Below are 22,583 nucleotides of genomic sequence, written 5' to 3' on the forward strand. Positions count from 1 at the left end.
GGGGCGCGGTGTCGTGGGAACCACACCGCGCTCCGCCTGACGCAGTGTTAGCGTCGCTAACCAACTGCGAGAACCGGGGAGAGTGGCCGTGACGACGCTGGAGGCGATCGTCGTCGTCCTGGCCGGTGTGTTCGCCGGTGGGATCAACACGGTGGTCGGCTCCGGCACGCTGGTGACGTTCCCGGTGCTGCTGGCCGTCGGCTACCCGCCGGTGGTGGCGAACGTGTCCAACAGCCTCGGCCTGGTGCCGGGCTCGCTCAGCGGCGCGTGGGGCTACCGGCGTGAGCTGACCGGCCAGGCGAGCCGGGTGAAGCGGCTGCTGCCCGCGTCGGTGCTCGGCGCGGTGGTCGGGGCGATCCTGCTCGTGGTGCTGCCGGAGGACGCGTTCTCGGCGATCGTCCCCGTGCTGATCGCCATCGCGCTGGTGCTGGTGATCGCCCAGCCGTGGCTCAACCGCAAGCTCGCCGAACGGGAACGGCAGGAGCACGGCGGGCTCGCGCTGTGGGTCGGGGTGTTCCTCGCGGGCATCTACGGCGGCTACTTCGGCGCGGCGCAGGGCGTGCTGGTGATGGGGCTCATGGGCGTGCTGATGAGCGAGCACATCCAGCGGATGAACGCCCTGAAGAACGTGCTGACGGCGTTCGTGAACCTGGTCGCGGGCGTGCTGTTCATCTTCATCGCGGACGTGGCGTGGCTCGCAGTGCTGCTGCTGGCGGTCGGCTCGGTCGTCGGCGGTCAGCTGGGCGCGAAGGTCGGCCGCCGACTCCCACCCGCCGTGTTGCGCGCGGTGATCGTGCTGGTGGGAGTCGTGGCCATCACGCAGATGCTGACCCGGTGAACGCCTGGCCGGTGTGGCTCGGCAGGCTCAGCCGGCTCAGCCGGTGAACGAGGTCGCGGCGGCGAGGAACGCGTCGTTCTCCTCCGGATCGCCGATCGTCACGCGCGCGCCGTCACCGACGAACGCCCGCACGATCACCTTGTGCTCCAGGCAGTGCTCGTTGAACGCCGCAGTCCGCTCGCCCAGCGGCAGCCACACGAAGTTCGCCTGCGACTCCGGCACCTCGAAACCGGCGGCCAGCAGCGCGTCGCGCACCCGCGTCCGCTCGGCCACGATCGCCCGGCACCGCGCCATCAGCTCGTCCTCGGCGTCCAAGGACGCCAGCGCGGCCACCTGGGCCAGCGCGTTCACGCCGAACGGCACGTAGACCTTGCGCAGCGTCTCGGCCACGGCGGGCGACGCCACCGCGTACCCGACGCGCAGCCCGGCCAGCCCGTACGCCTTGGAGAACGTGCGCAGCACGGCCACGTTGTCCCGGCCCGCCGCCCACTGCGCCTTCGCCAGCTCGACGCCGTCCGGCACCTCCGGGTCGGCCACGAACTCCTTGTACGCCTCGTCGATCACCACGAGCACGTCCGACGGCACCCGGTCGATGAACCGCTCGATCTCCGCCGTCCGCAACGCCGTCCCGGTCGGGTTGTTCGGGTTGCACACGAACACCAGCCGGGTCCGCGGCGTGATCGCGGCGGCCATCGCGTCCAGGTCGTGCTCGTGACCCGCGGTCAGCGGCACCCTGGTCTGCCGCGCGCCGACCACGGCGGTGACGATCGGGTACGCCTCGAACGAGCGCCACGCGAACAGCACCTCGTCCTCGGCGGTGCAGGTCGACTGGACCAGCTGCTGGCACAGCGTCACCGAGCCGCAGCCGACGGCCAGCTGCTCGACGGGCACGCCCAGCTTGTCGCCCAGCCGCGCCACGAGCTCGGTGGCGGCGGTGTCCGGGTAGCGGTTCACCGCGGTCGCCGCTTCCGCGATCGCGCGCACCACGCTGGGCAGCGGTCCGGCCGACACCTCGTTGCTGGCCAGCTTGATCGCGCCGGGGATGGTTTTGCCGGGCACGTAAGCGGGCAGAGCTACCAGATCGGCGCGGGTTCGCACGGTCATCCAAGGACTCCCTTCGGGGTTCTGAGCTGGACGTTAGCCCGTGAAAGACCCGGATGGGGCATACCTGCCGTACCGATGCTCACGTTGACTGCCGTTTACCCCTACGTGGAAGGGTTGCCCCATGACTGCTACCCGCACCGAGACGCTCTCCCTCACCGACGGCCGTGAGCTGCGGCTGACGGTCGCCGAGCCGGAGAACGCCGTCCGCGGCGGCCTGGTCGTGCTCCACGAGGCACGCGGCGTGACCGACACCGTTCGCGGCCTGGTCAGCTCGCTCGCCGCCGAGGGGTGGCTGGCGGTGGCGCCGCACCTCTACGACGAGGTGTCCGGAGCCGAGGCGCCGGCCATGGTGAGCGCGCTGTCCGGTGAGGCCGTGCTGGAGGACACCGACGTCGCGTTCGTGTGGCTCGGGCAACAGGGCGTCAGCCAGGACCGGATGGGCGTCATGGGCTTCGACCTCGGCGGATCGGTCGCGATGGTGGTCGCGGGAAGCCGAACCATCGGCGCCGCGGTCACGGTCGGTGGCGGCGGCATCCTGGAGCCGCTGGCCGAAGGGCTGCCGTCGCTGGTGGAGGTGGCGGAGGAGCTGACGTGCCCGTGGCTCGGGCTGTACGGGGACGACGACGCCGAGATCCCGTTCAGCGACGTGGAGAAGCTGCGTGAAGCGGCGGCGGCTGCCCCGGTGGCGACCGACGTGGTCCGGTTCGCCGACACCAGCCACCGGTTCGACACGACGCCGGGCGCCAGCGCCGAGGCGTGGCAGCGCGCGTTGAACTGGTTCGACTCCCACCTTCGCTAGGCGACTCGTTCGCCGGGCAACCCGCCAAGCGACCAGTCAAGCGACCAGTCAAGCAACTGGTCGGCGGCTTGGAACCGAACGTGGTTACCGGTACATCTAAGGAAGGCGTCCGGAAGCGTGATTCGGTCGACGTCGGCTAACGCGCGGTGGGCCTGCGGCGAAGCGCAGTGCAGGGGGTAGTGATGAGCGACGGGAACACGGTCTCATTCACGGCGGGTGCACCCACGGTGCAGATACCGCCGGGCTTCACGCCGTCCGCGGTGGGGCAGCCGGCTTTCTCGGCCCAGGCGCCGGTGGCCGATCCGCCGGTGGCCGACGTGCCGGTAGTCGACGTGCCGGTGGCCGACGCGCCGGTAGTCGACGTGCCGGTAGGTGATGTGTCAGCAGGCGGCGCGCCTTTCGCCGGAGTGCCGGTGGCCGACGCGCCTTATGCCGGGGTGCCGGTAGGTGACGCGCCGTTCGCCGGGGTGCCGGTCGCCAACGTGCCGGCAGGTGACCTGCCGTTCGCCGGTGTGCCGGTTGGCGCCACGCCGATGGCCGATCCGAGCCCCACGGTCACCATCCCGGCCGGGTTCACCGCCCAGCCGATGACCAGCCAGCCGATGGCCGGCCAGCCGGTGGCAGCCGAACCAGTGGTTGTGGCACCAGTGGCTGCCGCACCGCCTGCCGCTGCGCCGCCTGCCGCCGCACCGCCTGCCGCCGCACCGGCTGCCGCGGAGCCGGTCGCCGCCGTGCCGGTCGTTGCCGCACCGGCGGCTGCCGAGCCGGACGTGGCGTCACCCATCCGGGACAGCTTCGCGACGGCCGCGAAGACCGACCTGGCCAAGGCGACCACGGCGCTGGACGCGGTGGACAAGCAGTCCGTCCGGCTCGACCTGGACAAGCAGGGCGTCGCGGACCTGCTCAAGCTGGTCTCCCAGGCCCGGAGCCTGGTCGACAACGTGCACGGCCGGGCGGTCAACAACCTCGACGTCGAGCTGAAGTTCGGCAACAACTGGGTGAGCGACGCGATCAGCCGCCGGCTGCGCGAGGTCGCGGTGGGCAACGAGGAATCCGCGGTCAAGGTGATCGGCGACTTCATGAAGGTGCTCTTCGAGGTCGAGGAGACCATCCGCGAAGCGGCGCGGAACCTGGAGCTCGCCGACGACGAAGCGGCGGACGCGTTCGGGGCGGCTGGGGAGGCCAAGGGCTGATGGGCGACAACAAGCACGGCAACCAGGGCGGTCAAGGCAGCCAAGGTGGCCAGGGTCACGGCGGCAACGGCGGCCAGGGCAACGGTGGCCAGGGTCACGGCCACCAAGGCGGCGGTCAAGGTCACGGCCACGGTGGTGGTCAGGGCGGCGGTCAGGGCCACGAGAAGCACACCGACCTCGGCCAGAAGGTCGACTGGATGACCTACAGCCACCAGCAGCTGTGGGAGATGGTCAACACCGGCGTCGACCTCAAGGCCGCGGGCAGCGCCCAGACCGACTGGGCGACCGTCGGCAAGGCGCTCGGCGAGGTGCAGGAGCTGCTGGCCAAGGCGATCAGCCGGTCCACCCAGGCGTGGGAGGGCGAGTCGGCCCAACGCGCCCGCGAGGCGCTGGAGTCGGTCGAGAAGTGGGCGCTGCACACCAGCGAGCACGCCGACAACGTGGCCAAGTGCATCGCCACCGAGATCGACCACGTCCAGACCGCACGCGAGATGATGCCGCCGCCCGCACCCGCGCCGCCGGTCGTCACGCCCGTCGCCGACGTGCCGTCGACGCCGACCCCGATCGCCACGCCCAGGTCGCCGCTGATCGCGCGCCGGACGGAGGACTTCGGCTACCGGACGCTGTCCCCGATCGCCGAGGAGAGCCTGATCGCGAGCACGCGGCTGCCGCGGACGACGCCCGGCGCGTTCACCGGCATCGACACCGTCGCCGCGCCCGCGGTCGACTCGGTGCTGGCCGCCGACGCGACGCACCGCCAGGCCGCCGAGGTCATGGCGATGTTCCAGCTGAACTCGTACGAGGTCGACCGGACCGTGCCGTCGTTCAGCCCGCCGACCAACCCGGTCGCGCCGACCCCTCCGCCGCAGCCGCCCGTGCTGCCGACGACCCCGACCGTGCCCGACGGCAGCGGTGGCGGCGCCGGCAACCCGGTCGTGGCGAACCCCGGCGGCCAGAACCCCGGCCAGCGTCCCGGCGGCACGTCCCCGCAGTCGGGTCGCCCCGGCTCCGGCGGCGGTCGCAGCGGCTTCACCGGTTTCGGCGGCGGCGGTCGCGGAGCCGTGTCCATGCCCACGCCCGTCGGCTCGGCCGGTGGTGGTGGTGCTTCCGGTCCGCTGGCTGGTCCAGGCTCGGCCACGGGTGCCCTCGGCGACCGCGGCGGCTCGGCCAACCCGGGCAGCGTGACCAGCTCGTTCCAGGCGCCGAAGTCGGTGACGCCGCAGGCGGGCATGATCGGCGCCGCGCCGATGGCCGCCCCGCCTCCCGTCGCCGGCAGCGGCAGCGAAGACCGGGACCGCAGCCGTCCCAACTACCTGGAGGACGACGACAACGTCTTCGGCGTCGACCGCAAGGCCGCACCCCCGGTGATCGGCCTGTGACCGAGCGCGTCTTCCGGCTCTCCGAAGTGGAGTTCTTCCTGCTGTGGCAGGCCGTCCACCGCGACGCCCACCCGGTGCCGCTCGGCACCAGGCACTTCGGTCACACCCAGCAGGAACGGGCCAGGCTGGTCGAGACCGCGTCCCGCGACCTGGCGGCACGCGGTCTCGGCACGGTCGAGCGGCCGGACGAGGAGCTGTACGGGCTGCTGCGCGGCCTGGCCGAGTTCGAGATCGGCCTGGAGGTGTTCTTCACGCTGCGCGGTGAACAGGCACGCGGCCTGGCCACCGCCGCCTGGCACGGCGCGTTCGCGGGCCGGCTCGGCGGCCAGGTGCAGGTCACCGGCTTCCGGCCGACCGCGCTGGCCGCCACCACGGTCAACACCCTGCCGCCCGCGCGACCCGGCGGCGGCCGTTCGGTGAACGTGCGCTGGGACGACTACCTGGCGGCGGGGAAGGCGGGGGAGAACGAGGGCAGCGAGGGCTTCCTCGACGTGCTGCGCGGCGTCGGCCTGCGCGAGCCGGAGGCCAACACCCTGATGCGTGCCGTGACGACCCGCAGCGGCGGCGGCCAGGTCGGCGTGATCGCCCGCAACCGGGCGGGGTACCTGCACCCGACTGGCACCGTGGTGTCGTGGCTGGACACCGCCGAGGGCCGCTACCTGGTCCGGCGGGACGACGGGTGGCTCGTGATGGCGCCCGCGGACGCGCAGCGGTTGATCTCTGCGGTCGAGGGACTGGTGGCAGCCGCCGGTCGGAACTGATCCGGTGTGTGGATGACTGCTGTGGTTCCGGGCCGTCCGATCGGCTAGGAACTCAGGTATGACCGAGATGCGTGCCGGCGCCGCCGCCGGCGAGGCGGAAGTCCTGTGGCGTCCGGACCCCGATCGGGTCCAGGACAGCCGGATGACCGCGTTCCGCTCCTGGCTGGCCACCGCCAAGGGGCTGGACTTCCCCGACTACGAGTCGCTGTGGGACTGGTCCACGTCCGACCTGGAGGCGTTCTGGGGGGCGATCGCGGAGTTCTTCGAGGTGGTGTTCCACAGCCCGCCCACGCGCGTGCTGGAGGCTCCGGTGATGCCGGGGGCGTCCTGGTTCCCGGGTGCCACGCTGAACTACGCCGAGCACGCTCTGAGGGGCGCGGACGGTGACTTGGCGGTGGTCTTCCACCGTGAGGACGGCTTGTCGTCGCAGTTGACGTACGGCTCGTTGCGTAGCCGTGTGGCCGCGGTGCGCGCCGGGTTCGTGGAGATCGGCGTGCGCCCGGGCGACCGGGTGGTGGCGCTGGTGCCGAACTCGCCGGAGGCGCTGATCGCGTTCCTGGCGGCGGCGTCGCTCGGCGCGACCTGGTCGTCGTGCTCGCCGGACTTCGGCGCGCGGGCGATCGCGGACCGGTTCACCCAGATCTCGCCGACGGTGCTGGTGACGGTGGACGGGTACCGGTACAACGGGCGGGCGTTCGACGTGCGGCCGACGGTGGAGAAGCTGCGGTCGGAGATCCCGTCCCTGCGCGCCACCGTGATGATCGACTACGTCGGCGGCACCCCGCTTCCCGGCGTGGTCACGTGGGACTCCCTGCTGGCGGCGCACGACGGCGCCGAGTTGGCGTTCGAGCCCGTGCCGTTCGACCACCCGTTGTGGGTCCTGTACTCGTCCGGGACCACGGGGCTGCCCAAGGGGATCGTTCAGGGGCACGGCGGCATCGTCGTGGAACACCTGAAGATGCTGGCGCTGCACAGTGATCTCGGTCCGGGGGACAGGTTCTTCTGGTTCACCACCACCGGCTGGATGATGTGGAACTTCCTCGTCTCCGGGCTGCTGGTCGGGTCGACGATCGTGCTGTACGACGGCAGTCCGGCCCACCCCGACCTGAACGTCCTCTGGCACCTCGCGGAACAGCACCGCGTGACGTACTTCGGCACGTCCGCGCCGTACATCCAGTCGTGCCTGAAGGAAGACCTCCACCCGGCGTCCCGCTACGACCTCACCGCGCTGCGCGTCGTCGGCTCCACAGGTGCGCCCCTGACCCCCGAAGGCTTCCGCTGGATCGCGTCGGCCGTCGGGTCTGACGTCCAGATCGCCTCGGTGTCCGGCGGAACAGACCTCTGCACCGCTTTCGTGGCGGCGGCTCCCGATCTGCCGGTCTGGCTGGGCGAACTCTCCTGCCGGGCGCTGGGGGCGGCGGTCGAGTCCTACGACGAGTCCGGCAAGCCCGCGATCGAGGAGGTGGGCGAGCTGGTGATCACCAAGCCCATGCCGTCGATGCCGGTGTTCTTCTGGGGTGACGAGGACGGCTCGAAACTCCACGACGCGTACTTCGCCACGTTCGAGGGCGTCTGGCGGCACGGAGACTGGATCCGCATCACCCGAAGGGGTTCGGCGATCATCTACGGCCGCAGCGATTCCACCCTGAACCGGGGTGGGGTCCGGATGGGCACGAGCGAGTTCTACCGAGTGGTCGAAGGATTGCCCGGCGTGGCCGACTCACTGGTGATCGACACGTCCGGCGCGGGCCAGACCGACGGCGAACTCCTGTGCTTCCTGGTGTTGGAGCCGGACGTGACGCTGGACACCCTGGAGCCGAGGTTGCGAGCGGAACTACGAACCAACCTGTCCCCGCGGCACGTGCCGGACAGGTTCGTGGCCGTGGAGGAGATCCCGAGGACCCTCAACGGCAAGAAGTGCGAGGTGCCCGTGAAGAAGATCCTCGCCGGCACCCCGCCGGAGCGCGCGGTCAGCCTCGACGCCCTCCGGAACCCGGCCGCCCTGCGCCCATTCCTCGATCTGGCGCGAGACCTACCTCACCCCACCACCCCCTGACCACCCCTCCCAGCCTTGCCGCATGCGTCCTGACCAGGGCGGATGCGGCAAGGAGGGGGGCGTTTTGCCAGTGCGGCGGGGTCATGTGTAATCTATGCGTCGTAGCCGAGGGCTCCGGGAGGCTTCGCCTAGTCTGGTCTATGGCGCCGCACTGCTAATGCGGTTTGGGTTTATCGCCCATCCCGGGTTCAAATCCCGGAGCCTCCGCAACACCCGTCTTCGGCCGGGTGACAACTGAATACGATGCGCTCGTAGCTCAACGGATAGAGCATCTGACTACGGATCAGAAGGTTGCAGGTTCGAATCCTGCCGAGCGCACCACCTCAAACCCGCTCTCACCAGCGGGTTTGTTCTTTTTCCGCTGCTTAGTTCTTGACCGTTTCGCGGTGAGACGGCCGTTGTGTGCCCGATGTGTGCCCATCGGTTCCGGTCCGACGAGCCACTAGACCGGCGATCGCCTCTGCGGCATTCCGAGCGACTTCGGGAAGCACCGTCGAATAGGTGTCACTCGTCACGGTGATCGAGCTGTGGCCCAGCATCTCCTGAACCGTCTTCATCTCGACGCCAGCCGCCAGGGCGAGCGTCGCCGCTCCGTGGCGGAGGTCGTGCAGCCGGATCGGCGGGAGACCAGCCTGGGCGGTCAACCCGGCGAACCGGTCGGTGACCCACGACGGACGAAGCTGCTCGCCGTTCCGCTGCGTGAACACCCGCCCGGACTCCACCCACGCCGGACCTGCGGTGAGGCGTTCCGAGGCGCGTTGCGCGCGGTGCGCTCTCATCACCTTCACCGTGGCAGCGTCGAGGACAACGGTCCGCTTTCCAGCCTCCGTCTTCGGGTCGCTCTCCTCGACCTCGTAATCCACCTCGGTGAGCTGCTTCGCCACCTGGAGGGTGCCCGCGTCCAAGTCCTCGTCTTCGGTCCGCAGCCCACACACCTCCCCTCGGCGCAGCCCTCGGAAGGTGAGCACGTGCCACATCGCGTAGAGCCGGTGGTACTTGGCGTGGTCGAGGAACTGGTTCGTCTGCTCCGGAGTCCAGACCATCACGGGCGACGGTCGCACTCCCGTTGCCTGCCACTGCTCGACGCGCTCGGCGGTCCACACCAGCGGCTTGGGCCGCTTGGAAGGGATCTTGAAGTGCGCGGCGGCGTTGAAGGTGATCAACTGCTGCGCGGTGGCGTCGTTCAGCGCCGCGCGCAGGGTCGCCCTGATCCGCTGACGGCTCGACGGCCCGACCATCCGCCGGTATGGCGGCAGGCTCGCCAACTGCTCGCGCAGCTTGCGCTTCTCGCTGCGGATGCTCGTCCGCTTGATCTGCACCTCCAGTTCCTTGCGGTCGAGGTTGTTCGCCCGGATGACTTCGTTCTGGTCCTCGATCGCCTGGAACATCCTGGCGACGTGGGCGACTTGCAGGCGGTCGATCCGGACGTCGCCGATGTTGGGCTTGATGTAGAGGCGGACGTGGCTTTCGTAGCTGACGGTCGTGGCGCGGCGGTGCTGCTCCGACGCCATCCACTGATCGAGCCATTCGCCGATCGTGATCCGGTTGACCAGGTTCTGCCCGGTACGCAGCCGACGCTTGGTCTCGTCGTAGTCCGGGATCGGCTCCTTGTTGGCCGCGACATGCACCAGCAGTGCGGCGATGGCTTCGCGACCCTCCTCGTCGTCTTTGTCCGGGATCGCCAGGAGTGCGCGCACCTTGTCGAGGTCGGCCTGTGCCGCTTCGACCGTGGCGTAGCCCATGCGGCGGAAGACACGGCGTTCGTCGTCTGCGGTTGGGGGGAGTCCTGGCGGGCGGCGAGGGTGCCGTGGCCCTTCTTCCGGGCGTTCGGGCACGCCTTGTCGTATTGCTTGCCGGTCTCGGGATTTCGGCAGGCACAGCGTCGGGTGATGCTTCCCGCTTTCACCGGTTGGTGTCCTTCCTGTCGAGTTGGTCAAGTTCGAAGTTGGTCGGTGGGGTGAGACCGGCCCTGCGCATCGCGCGGCGGACGTTGATCAGGTCGCGTTCGATGACCTGGGCGCGGTAGAGGTCTTCGGCGTCGGCTTCGATCTCGCGTGCCTTGCGGGTCTCGGGTGACTGGGCGAGTTCGGCGAAGCGGTGGGCGTGCGCGTGCGGGTCAACCTGGCGAACGCCCGGTGGATCGACCTGGCGACGTTGGAACACCTCTCCCGACTGACCTGGGGGGCGGCACGTGTGCAGGTGGTCGGTGGAGTAGGTGGCGCAATAGCCGAGGTCGTGCGGTACGTGGACAGCACGCATGAGCGCTTTGCCCTCGCCGAGGTCGAGCACGTGCGTCTCATGGAGCAGTGGGGCCATGGTGGTGCCGCGTGACGCTGGCCTACGGCACCGATCCGCCGGGCACCGAGACGCCGCCGGGTAGGCACATCAGGCTCACCCCGGCCTCCGGTATCCGGATGCGCGCGGTGCGCTGGATCTGGCAGGACAGGGTTCCCGCGGGCTCCCTGTCGTTGGTGCCCGGTCGCGAGGGCATCGGCAAGAGCCAGCTCGCCTGCTGGCTGGCAGCACAGGTCACCAACGGCACGCTGCCGGGTGCTCTGCACGGCGAGCCGCGACCGGTCATCTACGCCGCAACCGAGGACTCCTGGGCGCACACTGTGGCGCCCAGGCTCGCCGCTGCCGGTGCCGACCTCGACACGGTCTACCGCGCCGAGGTGGACGTGGACGGCATCGTCACGGGGCTGACGCTGCCTCGGGACTGCGAGGCGCTGGGCGAGGAGATCGAGGCGCGCGGCGTCGGCCTCCTGATCCTCGACCCGCTGCTGTCCGCCATCGGTGCGGGGATCGACACCCATCGGGACCGGGAGCTGCGCCAGGCCCTCGAACCACTGGCGCGCATGGCCGACCGCACCGGGTGCGCGGTGGTCGGGCTGGCCCACTTCAACAAGTCGGCGAGCCCGGATCCGCTGCACCTGATCACCGGAAGCCGGGCGTTCTCCGCTGTGGCACGCGCCGTGTTGGCGGTCGCGCGGGACAAGGAGAGCGACGACGGCGCGTGTGTGATCAGTCAGGCCAAGAACAACCTTGGCCGGTTGAACCTGCCGTCGCTGGGCTACCGCATCGAGTCCGCCGCGATCGAGACGGACGATGGACCGGCCGAGGTCGGGCGGCTGGTGATGATGGGCGAGACCGAGCGGAACGTGCGGGACATCCTCGCCGAGACCGGCGCTGATCCCGAGGCACGCTCGGAGCGCGACGAGGCCGCCGGGTGGCTGCGCGACTACCTGATCCAGCACGGCGGCAGCGGCAAGGCAGCCGAGATCATCAAGGCCGCACGCGCGGACGGCATCGCCGAGGCCACCTTGAAACGTGCCCGCAAGCGCGCCGGAATCGCCACCACCCGGCAGGGCTTCGGACAGGGGTCGGTCTGGTCGCTCGACTTGTGACCCGTCATCCGGATCACCATTCGGCCCGTTCAGATCACGTCACGGGTGCTGATCCGAATGAGCCGAATGGTGATCCGAACGAGCACGGTCTCGACCGGTCGGCAGCCTCCCCGCGCGCACGCGAGCAGTCCTGACCAGGGGTGGGGGATGCCCCCCGGACTGCCGTCCGCCCGACCGGTACGTCATAGCAGCTCGCGCTGTGTACGAAACTCGGGTGTTCTGGGTCAACGGGGGAGTGGGTCCGTGCACTGTGCTCGGGTCTACCCTCGCTTGCTTGCGAGGCAGCGGCCACTTCATAACTATTCTTTTGAACGGTTGGCGACTCGACGGCGGGCGATTTCGAATACCCACGCCTCGGTTGACGCCTTCTTGCGGAGGCCGAAATGTGTAGTGGTGGCACTTTCCATTACGGTATGGAACTCTTCCATCAGTTCGTCCAGTGATGCTGCCGAGAAATCTTCTGGCTTCCAACCGTAGTGGTCAGTCGGTTCAGTTCGTACTACTGACCAGTGACTTGCGCTATTTTGTGCCGCAGAGGGGATTCTGTGCTTCAAGCCTATTTTGCTAGAAGTTCCGGATCAACGTCGGACCATTTCTCGTGTCCGTCACGCCGGCCAGCGTAATCTACCCATGACCAGAAAGCCTCGGCGTCGGCAACGTCCGGAGCTTCCTTGTGGTGTTTGGCGCACAGTAGAGCGAAATTGCGCACGTCATTAGATCCGCCTAGCGACTTCGGTACAACACGAGCCCGCTCTACGGGCGATTTCCAGCAGATGATGCATATCGGGCTCATGCCAAGGTGGTCAGCAATGGCTTGCACTGATGGTCTGCTGGAGCGAGCATCTGGAACGTGGTCGCGAGCGCGCACGTCCAAAGCCTGATGATCGTACTCGTGTTCGGAGTTTGGGTCGATGAAGTACAACTCAAAGGCGTCGTGATCGAATGCCCCGTTGGGGTTTCGATGCCCTTGGATGTCGAGAACTAGGATTCTCGGCTTGCTTGGCTCACTTCGTGCAGCCTCTTGTATCAAGGAGAATATTCTTTGTGCGGCCCTCTTGAGGTTTCCTCGACGCGCATGTCGTGGTAGATCAAGATTGCTTTTTGGCTATACCGTGGACGACGGCTTTTGCGCTTCTTGTTGGGTACGGGCGTTAGCTTAGGCTACTGCGCTTGGGAAGGTGGTGCTCGCTCCGGCGATTCTGTCTAGTGGCAGCGTGGTCAGGCGGTGGCTGAATCCTGTCAGCGCGTTTCCGATCCGGTTGACGGACGGTTGCTACGGCTGTGGTGCGAGTTGATTGGCCAGCCGTTGGAGGGCGGCGCGGCCCTCGGCGCTGATCTCGGTGAGATCGGCGTCATCGGCTGCTCGGATCGTCCGTTGCACCTGGTGGGGCAGCCTGTGCGCCTCAGCGGCGACCAGTGCCGTTCGGAACGCCTCCGTCGCGCCGTCGAGATGCCGGGCAGCCAGCAGCACTTGCCCGGCGGTCACCCTCTCGATGATGTGCCACTGCGGCGCGACAGGTGGCCCGCTGACGTCGGTCTGCAAGGCGCGCACGGCCTCGGCGGCGCGGCCGGTCGAGATCCGGCCGCGTAGCTCGATCTCCCGGAACGTGAACCGGTTGAACAGCATCCCGCGCCCCGCTTCTGTGTCGAGCAGGTCGCGGTAACCGGTGATCGCCTGGTCGAAGAGGTCCGCGTTGCCCTGTTCGCCCGCCGCACGCGCGAGCAGGGCGAACGCCGCGCCCTGGCCTTCCCGATCACCGGATACGGCTACGGCTCGGCTCAGACGCGCGATCGCCGCGCCGACGTGGTCGGCCTTGCGCAGTTCGTTGCCGTGCATCCGGAGCGCGTGCGCGAGGAACACGGGATCGCCCAGCCGCTCGGCGACGACGAGCGCCTTGCCGGTCCAGCGCGCCGCAGCGGCCAACCGCTCCTCGGGCAGGACGGTGCCCAGCGAGACGCCCAGCGCCGCCCGGCCTTGCCCGAGCAGGATCATCGTGTCGCGCTCGGCGCGGCCCTCGGCGGCGCGTGCCTCCAACCTGGCGACGAGCGGCCACAGCTCGTTGACCGCGTCGACCGCGCGCCCGGACTGGCGGGCGATCTCGGCGAGTCGGATGGTCGAGTCACCGAACTGGATCATCGCGGCGAAGTCGGCATCGTCGTTGTCCGTCACGCCGAGCACGTGCATCGGCAAGCCGAGCACGCGGGCGATGTGGCGTCGGGTGGTGACGTCGCTGATGGTGCGCCGACCGGTCTCGATCATCGACACGTAGGTCTTGTCGTAGCCGAGCAGCGCGGCGAGCCGTTCCTGCTTGAGGCCGTTCACCCGTCGGTAGACGCGAAGGATCGTCGCCAGGTCGCGAGTCCTCAGCGCCGCTGCCGCTTCGGGAGCCGACCACAGCCACACTGCCGGTGTCAGCGGGCGAACCGTCATGATCGGCGGCGCGTGACGTGCGCTCGCGTGGCACGTCGGACAGACAGGCTCGACCGCGAGCCTGCTCAACTCGGCTCCGCACGACTCACAGCGTCCGCCCGTCATGAGCGGCTACCGGATCAGTTCCCGGTCGGTCTCGCGCAGACGCGCGAACCAACTCGCGATCGAACGCTTGTACCCGTCCGGCATGTTCAGCCCGCGCACCTCGGACTCGGTGAACAGCCCGATCTCCTTGTGCTCGTGGGAGAGAACGGGTTCGGCGTCGCCGTCCGGGTAGCAGCCGTAGGTCACGATGAACACGTTCTTCTCCGCCACGTTGATGTAGTACATCCACGTGTCGAGGATCGGCCCGGTGGTCACCTGCCACTGCGTTTCCTCGGCGATCTCGCGGGCCACGCATTCCTCGGGCGTCTCGCCGGGTTCGATCCGGCCGCCGGGTAGCTCCCACTCGTCGCGTTCGTTCTTCAGCAGCAACACCCTGTCGTCACGCACCACCACGCCTTTGATCGAGACGGGGTAGACGGGCTGGCTCATCGGCGTTGACCTCCGGAAGGCGTGCGCGATCTGCTCATCGGCAACGTAGCACCCGGTCATCGGACACCAGGCGACGCTGTGTTGACAGCTTGTCACTGGACGTGCCGGGTCGGATCGCGCTCCCATGATCTCGCGGAACAAGCGTTTCGGGAGGTAGGGACGATGGACAACCGCGTTGATGGCGGTTGGATCACTGCCGACGACGAGTCGGCAGTGGTGGGCGCGCTGAGTTGTCGCGGCCTGGTGTTGGTGGAAGGGCTCGCCGACTCGGCGGACCTGCTGCGTCTCGCTCGCTCCGTCGCCACGGTCGTCCCGCATCGGGACAGCGCGTCGGACGGCGTCACGACGCTGGTGGACCTCGGTTCCGACCAGAACGGCGCGTTCGCCGGGTTCAGCTCGTGCGCGCTCGCGCCGCACACGGATCGCTCCGGTGTCGCCAACCCGCCCGCCTTGCTGGTCCTGGGTTGTTCGCAGCCCGCGACGAGCGGCGGTCAGTGCGTGCTGATCGACGGGCAAGCCGTGTACGACACGCTCGCCGAGACCGCACCTGACGCGCTGACGGCGCTGTGCGCACGCCGATCCGTGCTGTTCGGCGGTGCGTCCGGCCACCTCGGCGCGGTCTTCACCGAGTACGACGGCGGACGCGTCACCATCAGGCTGCGCCAGGACGACCTCGTGCAGTTCTCGCCCGAGGTGAGCCGGTGGTTGCCGACGCTGCGAGCGGTGATCGACCAGCACGTGACCGAGCTGGACCTGAGCGCCGGACAGGGCTACGTCCTCGACAACCACCGATGGCTGCACGGTCGGCGAGCGTTCACCGGGCACCGCGTGGTGCACCGCGTCAACGCCAACCCGCTGCCTCACCTCGGCATCCGGACCGGCATCCCCACCAGCGCGCGGAGCAGTGCCGTATGAGCGACGAGGCGGCGGTGCGCGCGTTCCCCGCCTTGGCGGGCTTGGTCGCCATCCGTGACACGGGATGGCAGTTCGTGCACCAAAGCGTTGTTGACGGCGTTCCCGCCCAGGTGGATGGGTTCCGGCTGTACCCGGACGGCTGGCACGACGCCATCCGGGTATGCAGCAGTACCGACGCGATGGCGCTGCGTGCGGATGGCGACGAACCGCCCGGCATCGTGTGGGAGCGCGCCGGTTCGTTGTCCGACGTGGTCGAGGGCCTGTTGAGCCTGCCTGCGCCGACCCAGCGGCACGCGCCCCGCCTGGTGGTCGCGTCGGCTCCCGTGCTGTGGGTGCCATGACTCGACCGGACCTCGGCGACCGCCCCGCAGCGCACCCGGCGTGACCAGATGTGCGTCTGCGGCTGGCAACTGATCGCCGTGACGTTGGCGTTGGTCGTGCTGGTCATCGGCTATGGCGAGATCGAGGGCCGCCGCCGAGCCCGCGCCAATGACGCCCGTTCCGCGACAAGACCACCTGACCGCTTCGGCAGCACCGGGCGGAATCTCTCCCACGCCCGGCCGTCCGGCTGCCGAGGCACCCGACGCGGTGGGAGGGCCGTCCGTCCCGACCCGGACAGCCCTCCCGCCGCGTCCTCGGACACCACCCACCAGAAGGGCTAGCAACTCCCGATGATCCCCACGGACCTGCCCGTTCACGTCGAGCAAGACAAGACCGCTCGCGCGAAGGTGCTCGACGCCTGCGGTCTGACGTGCACGTTCTGCCACAACGAGGGCACACCCGTTGCGGTGGACAACCGCCGTCGTTCTGTCGGCGACTTCACGATCGCCGGTCCCAGCGGGCGCATATCGATCTACGCCGCCACCAACGGCGCGAAGTTCCTCCCTGCCCCGATGCCTGCGAACGAGCAGTTCGGGCACGCGCTGGTCGCGTTATGCGACGCGCTGCGCCTGACCGAGGTCCACCTGACCGGCGGTGAACCCACCTTGCACCCCACCATCGCGCGGCTGACGAAGATCGCCACCGGGGCGGGCTTGCGGGTCGGGATGACGTCCAACGGAGAGCACGGCGCGGAGGTGCTTCCCGACTGCGCCGCCGCTGGACTCGACCGGGTGAACTTCTCGATCTTCGGCACGACGGCCGACGAACTCGCTGAGACTCAGCACGCCCGCTACCGCAACCCCGAACGTGCGCAGCGCAAGATCGACGCCCTGAAACGCTCGATCGCCGTCTGTGAGGCGCACGGGGTCAAGGCCAGCGCGAACATCGTGGTGCTCGACTACAGCCACGCGCCACGCGTGCACCGCCTGCTCGATGAGTACTCCCCGCACCTGTCGGTCCGACTGCTCAACTCGCTGGACCACGGCCCGGCCTCCGTCGAGGCCATCGAGCGCATCCTGGCGGAACGCGGAGCGGTCGCCGAGGCGCACTACATCACCGCAGGCGTCTCCGGGGCGCGTACCGCCTACCGACTCCCAGACGGGCGTCGGGTGTACTTCAAGCAGATTCGGCGCGTCCGGCTGCCCGAGACATGCGCCGGATGCCGGTTCAACAACGACACCGACTGTCAAGAGGGCTTCTACGGCGTGCGGCTCTACTACGACCGCAACGGCCGATACCAAGTCGGTGTCTGCATTCAACGAATGGACCTGTCCATGACCCTTGACGACTTCCTCACCGGGCCAGTGCTGCCAGAAGTGCTGGCCCTGCGTGAGGTCGAGTACGACCGACTCACCCGCCGCCACGCGGCATAGCGTCGGACCAGCACCGATCAACCAGGAAGGACGGCCGCGAGTGCCGATCGAGCACGAAGCGAAGATCCTCGACGTCGATCCCGCCGAGATGGAACAGCTCATCCTCGACAAGGGCGGGCAGAAGGTCGGCGAGCGGTTCATGCGCCGCTACGTCTATGACATCACGCCCGGCGACCAGTCGAAGTGGATCAGGCTGCGCGACACCGGGGACGAGGTGACGCTGACCGTCAAGCAGATCACCAGCGACGCCATCGACGGCACCCACGAGACCGAAGTGACCGTGAGCGACTTCGACGCGACCAACGCCCTGCTCGGCGTGCTCGGGTTCACCGCGAAGTCGTACCAGGAGACCAAGCGCACGAGCTTCGTCCTCGACGGCGCACAGGTCGAGATCGACACGTGGCCGCGCATCCCGCCCTACGTCGAGATCGAGGCCGGGACGAAAGAGGAGGTCGTCCGGGTGGCCGCGCTGCTCGGCTACGCCGAGGAGGAGCTGACAGGGGAGAACACCATCAAGGTCTACGCCCTCTACGGCATCGACCTGAACACGATCCCTGAACTGCGCTTTTAGGCATTATCAGGTGTGTTCGAAGTGTGCCCCGACGCAGAAGGTTGCAGGTTCGAATCCTGCCGAGCGCACCAGCTCAGAGGCCCTGTGGAGAACTTTCCACAGGGCCTCTGTCGTCACGTCAGGGATCATCAGGGCATGCGCTCGGATGACTGGCACATGACCGAAGACGTCGACCACTTTCTCGGCCGAGCCGGAGACTTCCTGCGCTCACGTCCAACCCTGCACACCATGCCGTTGACCGTGACCGACAAACTGCGAACCGGCGGTGTGGGCGAATACGAACCCACCGTATTCGGCTGGCTGGAGCAAGGGGACGCGGTCGGCGGGATCTTCTACCGTCGTCCGAACCATCGACTGAGCCTTGCCCTCCTCTCCCCAGGCGAGGCCGTACCCCTAGCCGCCCACTTGGCCGACCTCGGCCAACCCCTCTCCGGCGTCACCGCGGACCACGACACCGCGACAGCTTTCGCGGAGGCGTGGCAGCGGCACACGGGCACGGCGTCGGTACACAGCTTGCGGGTCCGTCTTTATCGCCTCGGCACGCTCACTTCACCGGAGCCGGTCCCGGACGGTCAGGGTCGCGTCGCGGGGCCGCAGGATCGCGAACAGGTCATCCGCTGGTGCGGTGAGTTCATCGCCGACGTCGGGGAGCCACCCGCCGACTCCTGGGCCGACTCACGCTTCGCTGACAAGCAATTCACGTTCTGGGAGACCACTGACGGCACGCCCGTCTCCATGGCGGGCTGGACGACGATGGTTGCCGGCATGGTCCGGCTCGACCCCGTCTACACCCCTGCCCACCTCCGGGGACGTGGTTATGCGGGCGCGGTGACGGTCGAGGTGAGCCGAGCCGCGCTGGCCGCGGGGGCGACGGATGTGGTGCTGTTCGCGGATCCGGCCAACGTGACCAGCAATGCCCTCTACCAGCGCATCGGGTACGTCCCGGTCACCGACTTCGCCGGCTACGACTTCTCCGACGACGTACCGGAAGCCGGCTAGAACGCACGACCGACACACGATGCAGCCCCAGGCTCGATGTCAAAGATGCTTGACATCAGGTCAAGTTGAGGTGACACTAGCGATGTCAGGTTCTCTTTACATGGGGGTGGCTCAGTGTCGTACGAGGAGAAGGGGACTTGGGTGTACCTGGTGGTCAGCGCGCTGACCTTCCTCGGGTACGTCGGGGTCGTCCTGAGTCGGGCCGGTGGTGAAGTCCGGATCGCCGAGGTGTCGTACGTGGCACCTCTGTTGTGGTCCATCGGGATCTCCGTCGGTCTGGCCATCGTCGGTCGGATCGCGTTTGAAATGGCACGGCCCAGCGAGAGCCACAAGGCCGACGTGCGCGACCGGGACATCAACCGGTTCGGGGAGCACGTGGCGGGCGGCGTGCTCGGCGTCGGCATGGTGCTGCCGTTCGGGCTCGCACTGGCCGAGGCCCCGCACTTCTGGATCGCCAACGCGATCTACGCCGTCTTCGCGTCGTGGGCCGTGTTCGGCGCCGCGGTCAAGTTGGTCGCCTACCGGCGGGGTTTCTAGATGGGCAAGCCGACCAGGATCACCAACTCGATCCGCGCCCTCCGCTTCGCGCACGGCGAGATGACGCAGGCCGAACTGGCCAAGCGCATCGACGTCACGCGCCAGACCATCATCGCCATCGAACAGGGTCGCTACTCGCCCTCACTGGAAATGGCGTTCCAGATCGCCCGGGTCTTCAAGGTCCCGCTCGGCGACGTGTTCCAGTACCCGGAGGACGACTCATGAGAGCGATCACCCAGGACGCGTACGGCGTCCCCGACGAAGTGCTGCGGCTCGGCGAGATAGGGAAGCCGACGGTCGGGGACGGCGAGGTCCTCGTGCACGTCCGGGCCGCCGCCGTCACCGGGACCGACTGGCACCTGGTGCGCGGCCTGCCCTACGCGGCACGGGTGGCCGTCGGGGTGCGGCGGCCGACGAACCGGGTGCCGGGGTTGGAGGTGGCCGGCACGGTCCAGGCCGTCGGCAAGGCGGTGACGACAGTCGAGGTCGGTGACGAGGTGTTCGGGTGGTGTGCCGGGGCGTTCTGCGAGTACGTCTCCGTGCCAGAGGGCCAGGTGACGGCCAAGCCCGCCAACCTCACGCCCGAACAGGCGGCAGCGGTGCCGATCGCCGGGTTCACGGCACTCCAGGCGGTCCGGGACAAGGGACGGATCGGCGCCCACGACAAAGTGCTGATCACCGGCGCTTCGGGGTGCGTCGGCACGTACGCGGTCCAGCTGGCGAAGCACTACGGCGCCGAGGTGACGGCGGTGTGCAGCGCGGCGAAGGCGGCGATGGTCCGGGACCTCGGCGCGGACCACGTGCTCGACTACGCCGCCGGTCCGCTGACCGCGACAGGCTTCGACGTCGTCCTCGACATCTACGGCAACTCCCCGCTGCGCACCCTCAAGCGCCTCCTCAAGCCCGGCGGCACGGTCGTGTTCGTCGGTGGCACGGGCGGCCCGTGGTTCATGGGCACCGACCGGTGGATCCGCGCGATGGTCGTCGCCCCGTTCCTCGGCATCAAGGCGCGGCCACTCGTCCACAAGGACCGCCTTGACGACCTGGTGCTGCTCCGCGAGCTCATCGAAGCCGGCAAGGTCACCCCCGTGCTGGACCGGACCTACCCGCTGGCCGAGGCCGCCGCCGCGATCGAGGACATCCGCCACGGCCGCGTGCGCGGTCAGGCCGTCGTCACCCCGTAGTCCACGCCGAGGGCGCCGGCGGAGGCACGACCGGCGGGCGGTCGTCGCACGTGATCGTGTTCGGCAGCAGCCACGGCGCGAGCCAGCCGTCGTTGCCGCCGAGATCGCCCACCGCGAACTCCGACCCCGCCGGGGTGAAGTGGAACGAACCGCAGTTGTTCACCGGCACCGCGCCGACGTTGCGCGCGTCCACGTTCTCGAACGTCGCCGACCCGGCCGACCGCGCGCTCACCACCGACGTCCCGGTCCCGTCCACCCGAACGTCCTTGAAGCGCACGCCGCTGATCGAGTGGAGATCCTTCACCGACCACTCGCTGACGAACATGATCGCGTTGTACGTGTTGTCCAGGAAGTGGTTCCCCACCACCTGCACGTCCGCGTCGATGTCCCGCTCCAACGCGTAGAACCAGATCGCGCCGAGCCCGATCCGCCAGTTCAACTCGAACGTCCCGGCCCGCACAGTCGTGTTGTCCGTGACCAGAACCCGCCCGACGAACGGCTGCGCCCCGAACCGCGACCCGAGCTGGATACCGCTGCCCTCCCGCACCGGGTCCGCCACGAGGTTGCCCACGACCGCGTTGTCCGCGCCGCCGTACAGCGCGATCCCGTTGGCCAGCACGGGCGACTGCACGGTGTTCCGCTCGAACCGGTTGCCCGCGTTCTGCTGGTGCTCGGACCACATGGCCAGCCCGTCGTCACCCGTGTTGCGGATGAAGTTGTTGCGCACCAAAGAGCCCGTGACGCCCGTGTGGAAGTTCAGCGCGTCGGCGATCTGGTCGACCACGATGTTGTCGGTCACCCGCACGTTCGACATCGGCCCGTCGAACCACAGCCCGACCTTGGTGTGGTGGACGTAGAGCCCGTCGATGCTGGAATCGCTCATGGCGCCGCCGATCCCGTTGACCTGATCGGTGTCGATGCGCTCCCGCACGTCCCCTTCCAGCGCGAACCCGCGAAGGTGGACGTTGCGACTGCCGCCCTCCGTCGCCGGCCGACCGTAGAAGCCGACCCCGGTGTGCGTGGAACCGTCCGGCGCGGGCGTCGGGAGCGCGACCGAGCGGCCCTTGATCACGGTGTGCCAGCTGCCCGCGCCTTCGATGGTCACGTCGTCCACCACGATGTGCCGGTTGACCTGGAACGTCCCCGGCGGCACGTACACCGGGAGCCGGTGCCGCTTGGCGAACGCGATGGCGCGGTCGAACGCGGCGGCCGAGTCACGTCGGCCCGTCGGGTCCGCGCCGAACCGCAGCACGTTGGCCGCGACCGGGTTGACGTGCGGCGCTCCGACCAGTTCGGAGTCGAGCAGGTCGATCACGGTCCACTCGGCGTTCGTGCCGGCGGGAGCGGTGAGCCGGACACGGTCGCCCGCTCGGTGCGTGCGACCGAGCATGAGGCGCTGCTCGTCGTAGAAGTGGCTGGGGCGGAACGGCTTCTGGATGACCGGCACGGGCGTGGTCTGGGACGGCACGCACGCGCACTCGGTGATCCACCAGTCCGGGTGCAGCAGGTCGGCGTTCGGGTCGTTGGTGAACGGGTACTGGTTGTACAGCCACGCGTACTGCGAGGTGAGCGTCATGGTCTTGCGGTGCTTGCCGTTCACCGTCACGTCGAGCGGCGCGGTGATCCCGCCGCCGGTCGGGGCGTCCGGGATGCTGTAGCGGACGGTGATCGCGTTGGCGGCCTTCGGCAGGGTGAACTCGACGTGCTCGCCGGGCGCGAGCCGGACCGCCTTCCGCCCGGACGCCTCGGACGGCAGCGTGTAGGCGGTGCGGTCGGGGCCGATGACCGTGCCGGTGGTGGGCACGTTCTCCGCTTCCTGCTCGAGGAACGCGACGTCCGCGCCCCGGCCCGCGACCAGCCCCGGGTCCAGCGCGGCCCGCGTCACGACCGGTGCCGGCGTGGCGTGGCCGTAGCCGGTGACAACGCCCATGCCGACCGTGACCGCCGCGCAGACCGCGATCCACCGTCCGACCCACCGTCCGACCCCGCTGGAGCTCCACGACATCGCCGACTCGTTTCTCTCGCGCTGGCAAGGCGTCGTGACCCTAGGTGGGCTGTGCGCCGCATCACAAGAGTTTGGCGGTGAATTACGTGAATCTGTCAACGAGTTGCGTAATCAAGGTA

Annotated in this window: 22 protein-coding genes and 2 tRNA genes; 18 read left to right on the forward strand and 6 right to left on the reverse strand. The window is 68.9% G+C overall.

What is annotated here, in order from left to right; all coding sequences use genetic code 11:
* Window positions 1–88: 88 nt before the first annotated feature.
* Window positions 89–838, forward strand: coding sequence for a sulfite exporter TauE/SafE family protein (locus F4560_RS33420; RefSeq protein ID WP_184926946.1), 750 nt, complete (start codon window positions 89–91; stop codon window positions 836–838).
* 36 nt (window positions 839–874) lie between these two features.
* Here the strand turns inward: F4560_RS33420 and hisC are convergent, their stop codons facing one another.
* Window positions 875–1,942: a histidinol-phosphate transaminase gene (hisC, locus tag F4560_RS33425; protein WP_184926947.1), complete on the reverse strand. Its 1,068-nt coding sequence runs from the start codon at window positions 1,940–1,942 to the stop codon at window positions 875–877.
* 121 nt (window positions 1,943–2,063) lie between these two features.
* Between hisC and F4560_RS33430 the strand changes: the two genes are divergently transcribed.
* The 7 genes from F4560_RS33430 (at window position 2,064) to F4560_RS33460 (ending at window position 8,451) form a co-directional block, all read left to right on the forward strand.
* Entirely contained in the window at window positions 2,064–2,741 is a 678-nt protein-coding gene (locus F4560_RS33430) for a dienelactone hydrolase family protein (RefSeq protein ID WP_184926948.1), read from the forward strand.
* A gap of 227 nt (window positions 2,742–2,968) precedes the next feature.
* Entirely contained in the window at window positions 2,969–3,934 is a 966-nt protein-coding gene (locus F4560_RS33435) for a hypothetical protein (protein ID WP_184926949.1), read from the forward strand.
* Window positions 3,934–5,313, forward strand: a complete 1,380-nt coding sequence (locus tag F4560_RS33440) for a PPE domain-containing protein (RefSeq protein ID WP_184926951.1) — start codon at window positions 3,934–3,936, stop codon at window positions 5,311–5,313. Before F4560_RS33435 ends, F4560_RS33440 begins: the two co-directional genes overlap by 1 nt.
* Window positions 5,310–6,074: an ESX secretion-associated protein EspG gene (locus F4560_RS33445; RefSeq protein ID WP_184926953.1), complete on the forward strand. Its 765-nt coding sequence runs from the start codon at window positions 5,310–5,312 to the stop codon at window positions 6,072–6,074. Before F4560_RS33440 ends, F4560_RS33445 begins: the two co-directional genes overlap by 4 nt.
* 58 nt (window positions 6,075–6,132) lie before the next feature.
* Entirely contained in the window at window positions 6,133–8,130 is a 1,998-nt protein-coding gene (locus tag F4560_RS33450) for an acetoacetate--CoA ligase (RefSeq protein WP_184926955.1), read from the forward strand.
* Window positions 8,131–8,247: 117 nt separating this feature from the next.
* Window positions 8,248–8,337 (forward strand) — tRNA-Ser (locus F4560_RS33455).
* A gap of 38 nt (window positions 8,338–8,375) precedes the next feature.
* Window positions 8,376–8,451: transfer RNA gene (locus tag F4560_RS33460), tRNA-Arg, on the forward strand.
* A gap of 44 nt (window positions 8,452–8,495) precedes the next feature.
* On the opposite strand, the gene F4560_RS33465 is transcribed toward F4560_RS33460, so the two are convergent.
* Both F4560_RS33465 and F4560_RS33470 read right to left on the reverse strand, forming a co-directional pair.
* Window positions 8,496–9,872, reverse strand: a complete 1,377-nt coding sequence (locus F4560_RS33465; protein WP_184926957.1) for a site-specific integrase — start codon at window positions 9,870–9,872, stop codon at window positions 8,496–8,498.
* Window positions 9,873–10,032: 160 nt separating this feature from the next.
* Complete coding sequence (locus F4560_RS33470; RefSeq protein ID WP_221483723.1) at window positions 10,033–10,446, reverse strand: hypothetical protein; 414 nt, start codon at window positions 10,444–10,446, stop codon at window positions 10,033–10,035.
* A gap of 11 nt (window positions 10,447–10,457) precedes the next feature.
* On the opposite strand from F4560_RS33470, the gene F4560_RS33475 reads away from it, so the two are divergent.
* Window positions 10,458–11,534, forward strand: a complete 1,077-nt coding sequence (locus F4560_RS33475; protein ID WP_221483724.1) for an AAA family ATPase — start codon at window positions 10,458–10,460, stop codon at window positions 11,532–11,534.
* Window positions 11,535–12,807: 1,273 nt separating this feature from the next.
* Here the strand turns inward: F4560_RS33475 and F4560_RS33480 are convergent.
* Together F4560_RS33480 and F4560_RS33485 are read right to left on the reverse strand one after the other, a co-directional pair.
* The gene (locus tag F4560_RS33480) at window positions 12,808–14,034 is read right to left on the reverse strand and encodes a helix-turn-helix transcriptional regulator (RefSeq protein ID WP_246477917.1); all 1,227 of its coding nucleotides are present in this window, start codon (window positions 14,032–14,034) and stop codon (window positions 12,808–12,810) included.
* Window positions 14,035–14,076: 42 nt separating this feature from the next.
* Window positions 14,077–14,499, reverse strand: coding sequence for an NUDIX hydrolase (locus tag F4560_RS33485; RefSeq protein WP_184926963.1), 423 nt, complete (start codon window positions 14,497–14,499; stop codon window positions 14,077–14,079).
* A 162-nt stretch (window positions 14,500–14,661) separates the two neighbouring features.
* On the opposite strand from F4560_RS33485, the gene F4560_RS33490 reads away from it, so the two are divergent.
* The 9 genes from F4560_RS33490 (at window position 14,662) to F4560_RS33530 (ending at window position 20,459) form a co-directional block, all read left to right on the forward strand.
* Window positions 14,662–15,414, forward strand: coding sequence for a TauD/TfdA family dioxygenase (locus F4560_RS33490; RefSeq protein ID WP_184926965.1), 753 nt, complete (start codon window positions 14,662–14,664; stop codon window positions 15,412–15,414).
* Complete coding sequence (locus F4560_RS33495; RefSeq protein ID WP_184926967.1) at window positions 15,411–15,755, forward strand: hypothetical protein; 345 nt, start codon at window positions 15,411–15,413, stop codon at window positions 15,753–15,755. Before F4560_RS33490 ends, F4560_RS33495 begins: the two co-directional genes overlap by 4 nt.
* 48 nt (window positions 15,756–15,803) lie before the next feature.
* Complete coding sequence (locus tag F4560_RS33500; RefSeq protein ID WP_184926969.1) at window positions 15,804–16,076, forward strand: hypothetical protein; 273 nt, start codon at window positions 15,804–15,806, stop codon at window positions 16,074–16,076.
* Window positions 16,077–16,085: 9 nt separating this feature from the next.
* Complete coding sequence (locus tag F4560_RS33505) at window positions 16,086–17,168, forward strand: radical SAM protein (RefSeq protein ID WP_184926971.1); 1,083 nt, start codon at window positions 16,086–16,088, stop codon at window positions 17,166–17,168.
* Between the two features lie 40 nt (window positions 17,169–17,208).
* Window positions 17,209–17,739 (forward strand): class IV adenylate cyclase, encoded by a 531-nt coding sequence (locus tag F4560_RS33510; RefSeq protein ID WP_184926973.1) that lies wholly within the window; start codon window positions 17,209–17,211, stop codon window positions 17,737–17,739.
* A gap of 135 nt (window positions 17,740–17,874) precedes the next feature.
* Window positions 17,875–18,738 carry a GNAT family N-acetyltransferase gene (locus F4560_RS33515; protein WP_184926975.1) on the forward strand — a complete coding sequence of 288 codons (864 nt, stop codon included), beginning with the start codon at window positions 17,875–17,877 and terminating at the stop codon, window positions 18,736–18,738.
* A 114-nt stretch (window positions 18,739–18,852) separates the two neighbouring features.
* Window positions 18,853–19,275, forward strand: a complete 423-nt coding sequence (locus F4560_RS33520; protein ID WP_184926976.1) for a hypothetical protein — start codon at window positions 18,853–18,855, stop codon at window positions 19,273–19,275.
* On the forward strand, window positions 19,276–19,500 hold the full coding sequence (locus F4560_RS33525) for a helix-turn-helix transcriptional regulator (RefSeq protein WP_184926978.1): 225 nt from the start codon (window positions 19,276–19,278) through the stop codon (window positions 19,498–19,500).
* Window positions 19,497–20,459: an NAD(P)-dependent alcohol dehydrogenase gene (locus tag F4560_RS33530; protein WP_184926981.1), complete on the forward strand. Its 963-nt coding sequence runs from the start codon at window positions 19,497–19,499 to the stop codon at window positions 20,457–20,459. The genes F4560_RS33525 and F4560_RS33530 overlap by 4 nt, the downstream gene beginning before the upstream one ends.
* Here F4560_RS33530 and F4560_RS33535 read toward each other — a convergent pair.
* The gene (locus F4560_RS33535; protein WP_184926982.1) at window positions 20,449–22,464 is read right to left on the reverse strand and encodes a glycosyl hydrolase family 28-related protein; all 2,016 of its coding nucleotides are present in this window, start codon (window positions 22,462–22,464) and stop codon (window positions 20,449–20,451) included. The genes F4560_RS33530 and F4560_RS33535 overlap by 11 nt on opposite strands.
* Window positions 22,465–22,583 lie beyond the last annotated feature (119 nt).

Origin of the sequence: Saccharothrix ecbatanensis (genome assembly GCF_014205015.1) — a bacterium.
GTDB lineage: Bacteria > Actinomycetota > Actinomycetes > Mycobacteriales > Pseudonocardiaceae > Actinosynnema > Actinosynnema ecbatanense.

Excerpts from the sequence above, each read along its gene's own strand:
- F4560_RS33525 (WP_184926978.1), top strand. The coding sequence starts at position 19,276 with ATGGGCAAGCCGACCAGGATCACCAACTCGATCCGCGCCCTCCGCTTC.
- F4560_RS33500 (WP_184926969.1), top strand. The coding sequence starts at position 15,804 with ATGTGCGTCTGCGGCTGGCAACTGATCGCCGTGACGTTGGCGTTGGTC.
- F4560_RS33440 (WP_184926951.1), top strand. The coding sequence starts at position 3,934 with ATGGGCGACAACAAGCACGGCAACCAGGGCGGTCAAGGCAGCCAAGGT.
- F4560_RS33465 (WP_184926957.1), bottom strand. The coding sequence starts at position 9,872 with ATGGGCTACGCCACGGTCGAAGCGGCACAGGCCGACCTCGACAAGGTG.
- F4560_RS33490 (WP_184926965.1), top strand. The coding sequence starts at position 14,662 with ATGGACAACCGCGTTGATGGCGGTTGGATCACTGCCGACGACGAGTCG.
- F4560_RS33450 (WP_184926955.1), top strand. The coding sequence starts at position 6,133 with ATGACCGAGATGCGTGCCGGCGCCGCCGCCGGCGAGGCGGAAGTCCTG.
- F4560_RS33485 (WP_184926963.1), bottom strand. The coding sequence starts at position 14,499 with ATGAGCCAGCCCGTCTACCCCGTCTCGATCAAAGGCGTGGTGGTGCGT.
- F4560_RS33515 (WP_184926975.1), top strand. The coding sequence starts at position 17,875 with ATGCGCTCGGATGACTGGCACATGACCGAAGACGTCGACCACTTTCTC.
- hisC (WP_184926947.1), bottom strand. The coding sequence starts at position 1,942 with ATGACCGTGCGAACCCGCGCCGATCTGGTAGCTCTGCCCGCTTACGTG.
- F4560_RS33430 (WP_184926948.1), top strand. The coding sequence starts at position 2,064 with ATGACTGCTACCCGCACCGAGACGCTCTCCCTCACCGACGGCCGTGAG.
- F4560_RS33470 (WP_221483723.1), bottom strand. The coding sequence starts at position 10,446 with ATGGCCCCACTGCTCCATGAGACGCACGTGCTCGACCTCGGCGAGGGC.
- F4560_RS33495 (WP_184926967.1), top strand. The coding sequence starts at position 15,411 with ATGAGCGACGAGGCGGCGGTGCGCGCGTTCCCCGCCTTGGCGGGCTTG.
- F4560_RS33535 (WP_184926982.1), bottom strand. The coding sequence starts at position 22,464 with ATGTCGTGGAGCTCCAGCGGGGTCGGACGGTGGGTCGGACGGTGGATC.
- F4560_RS33505 (WP_184926971.1), top strand. The coding sequence starts at position 16,086 with ATGATCCCCACGGACCTGCCCGTTCACGTCGAGCAAGACAAGACCGCT.
- F4560_RS33530 (WP_184926981.1), top strand. The coding sequence starts at position 19,497 with ATGAGAGCGATCACCCAGGACGCGTACGGCGTCCCCGACGAAGTGCTG.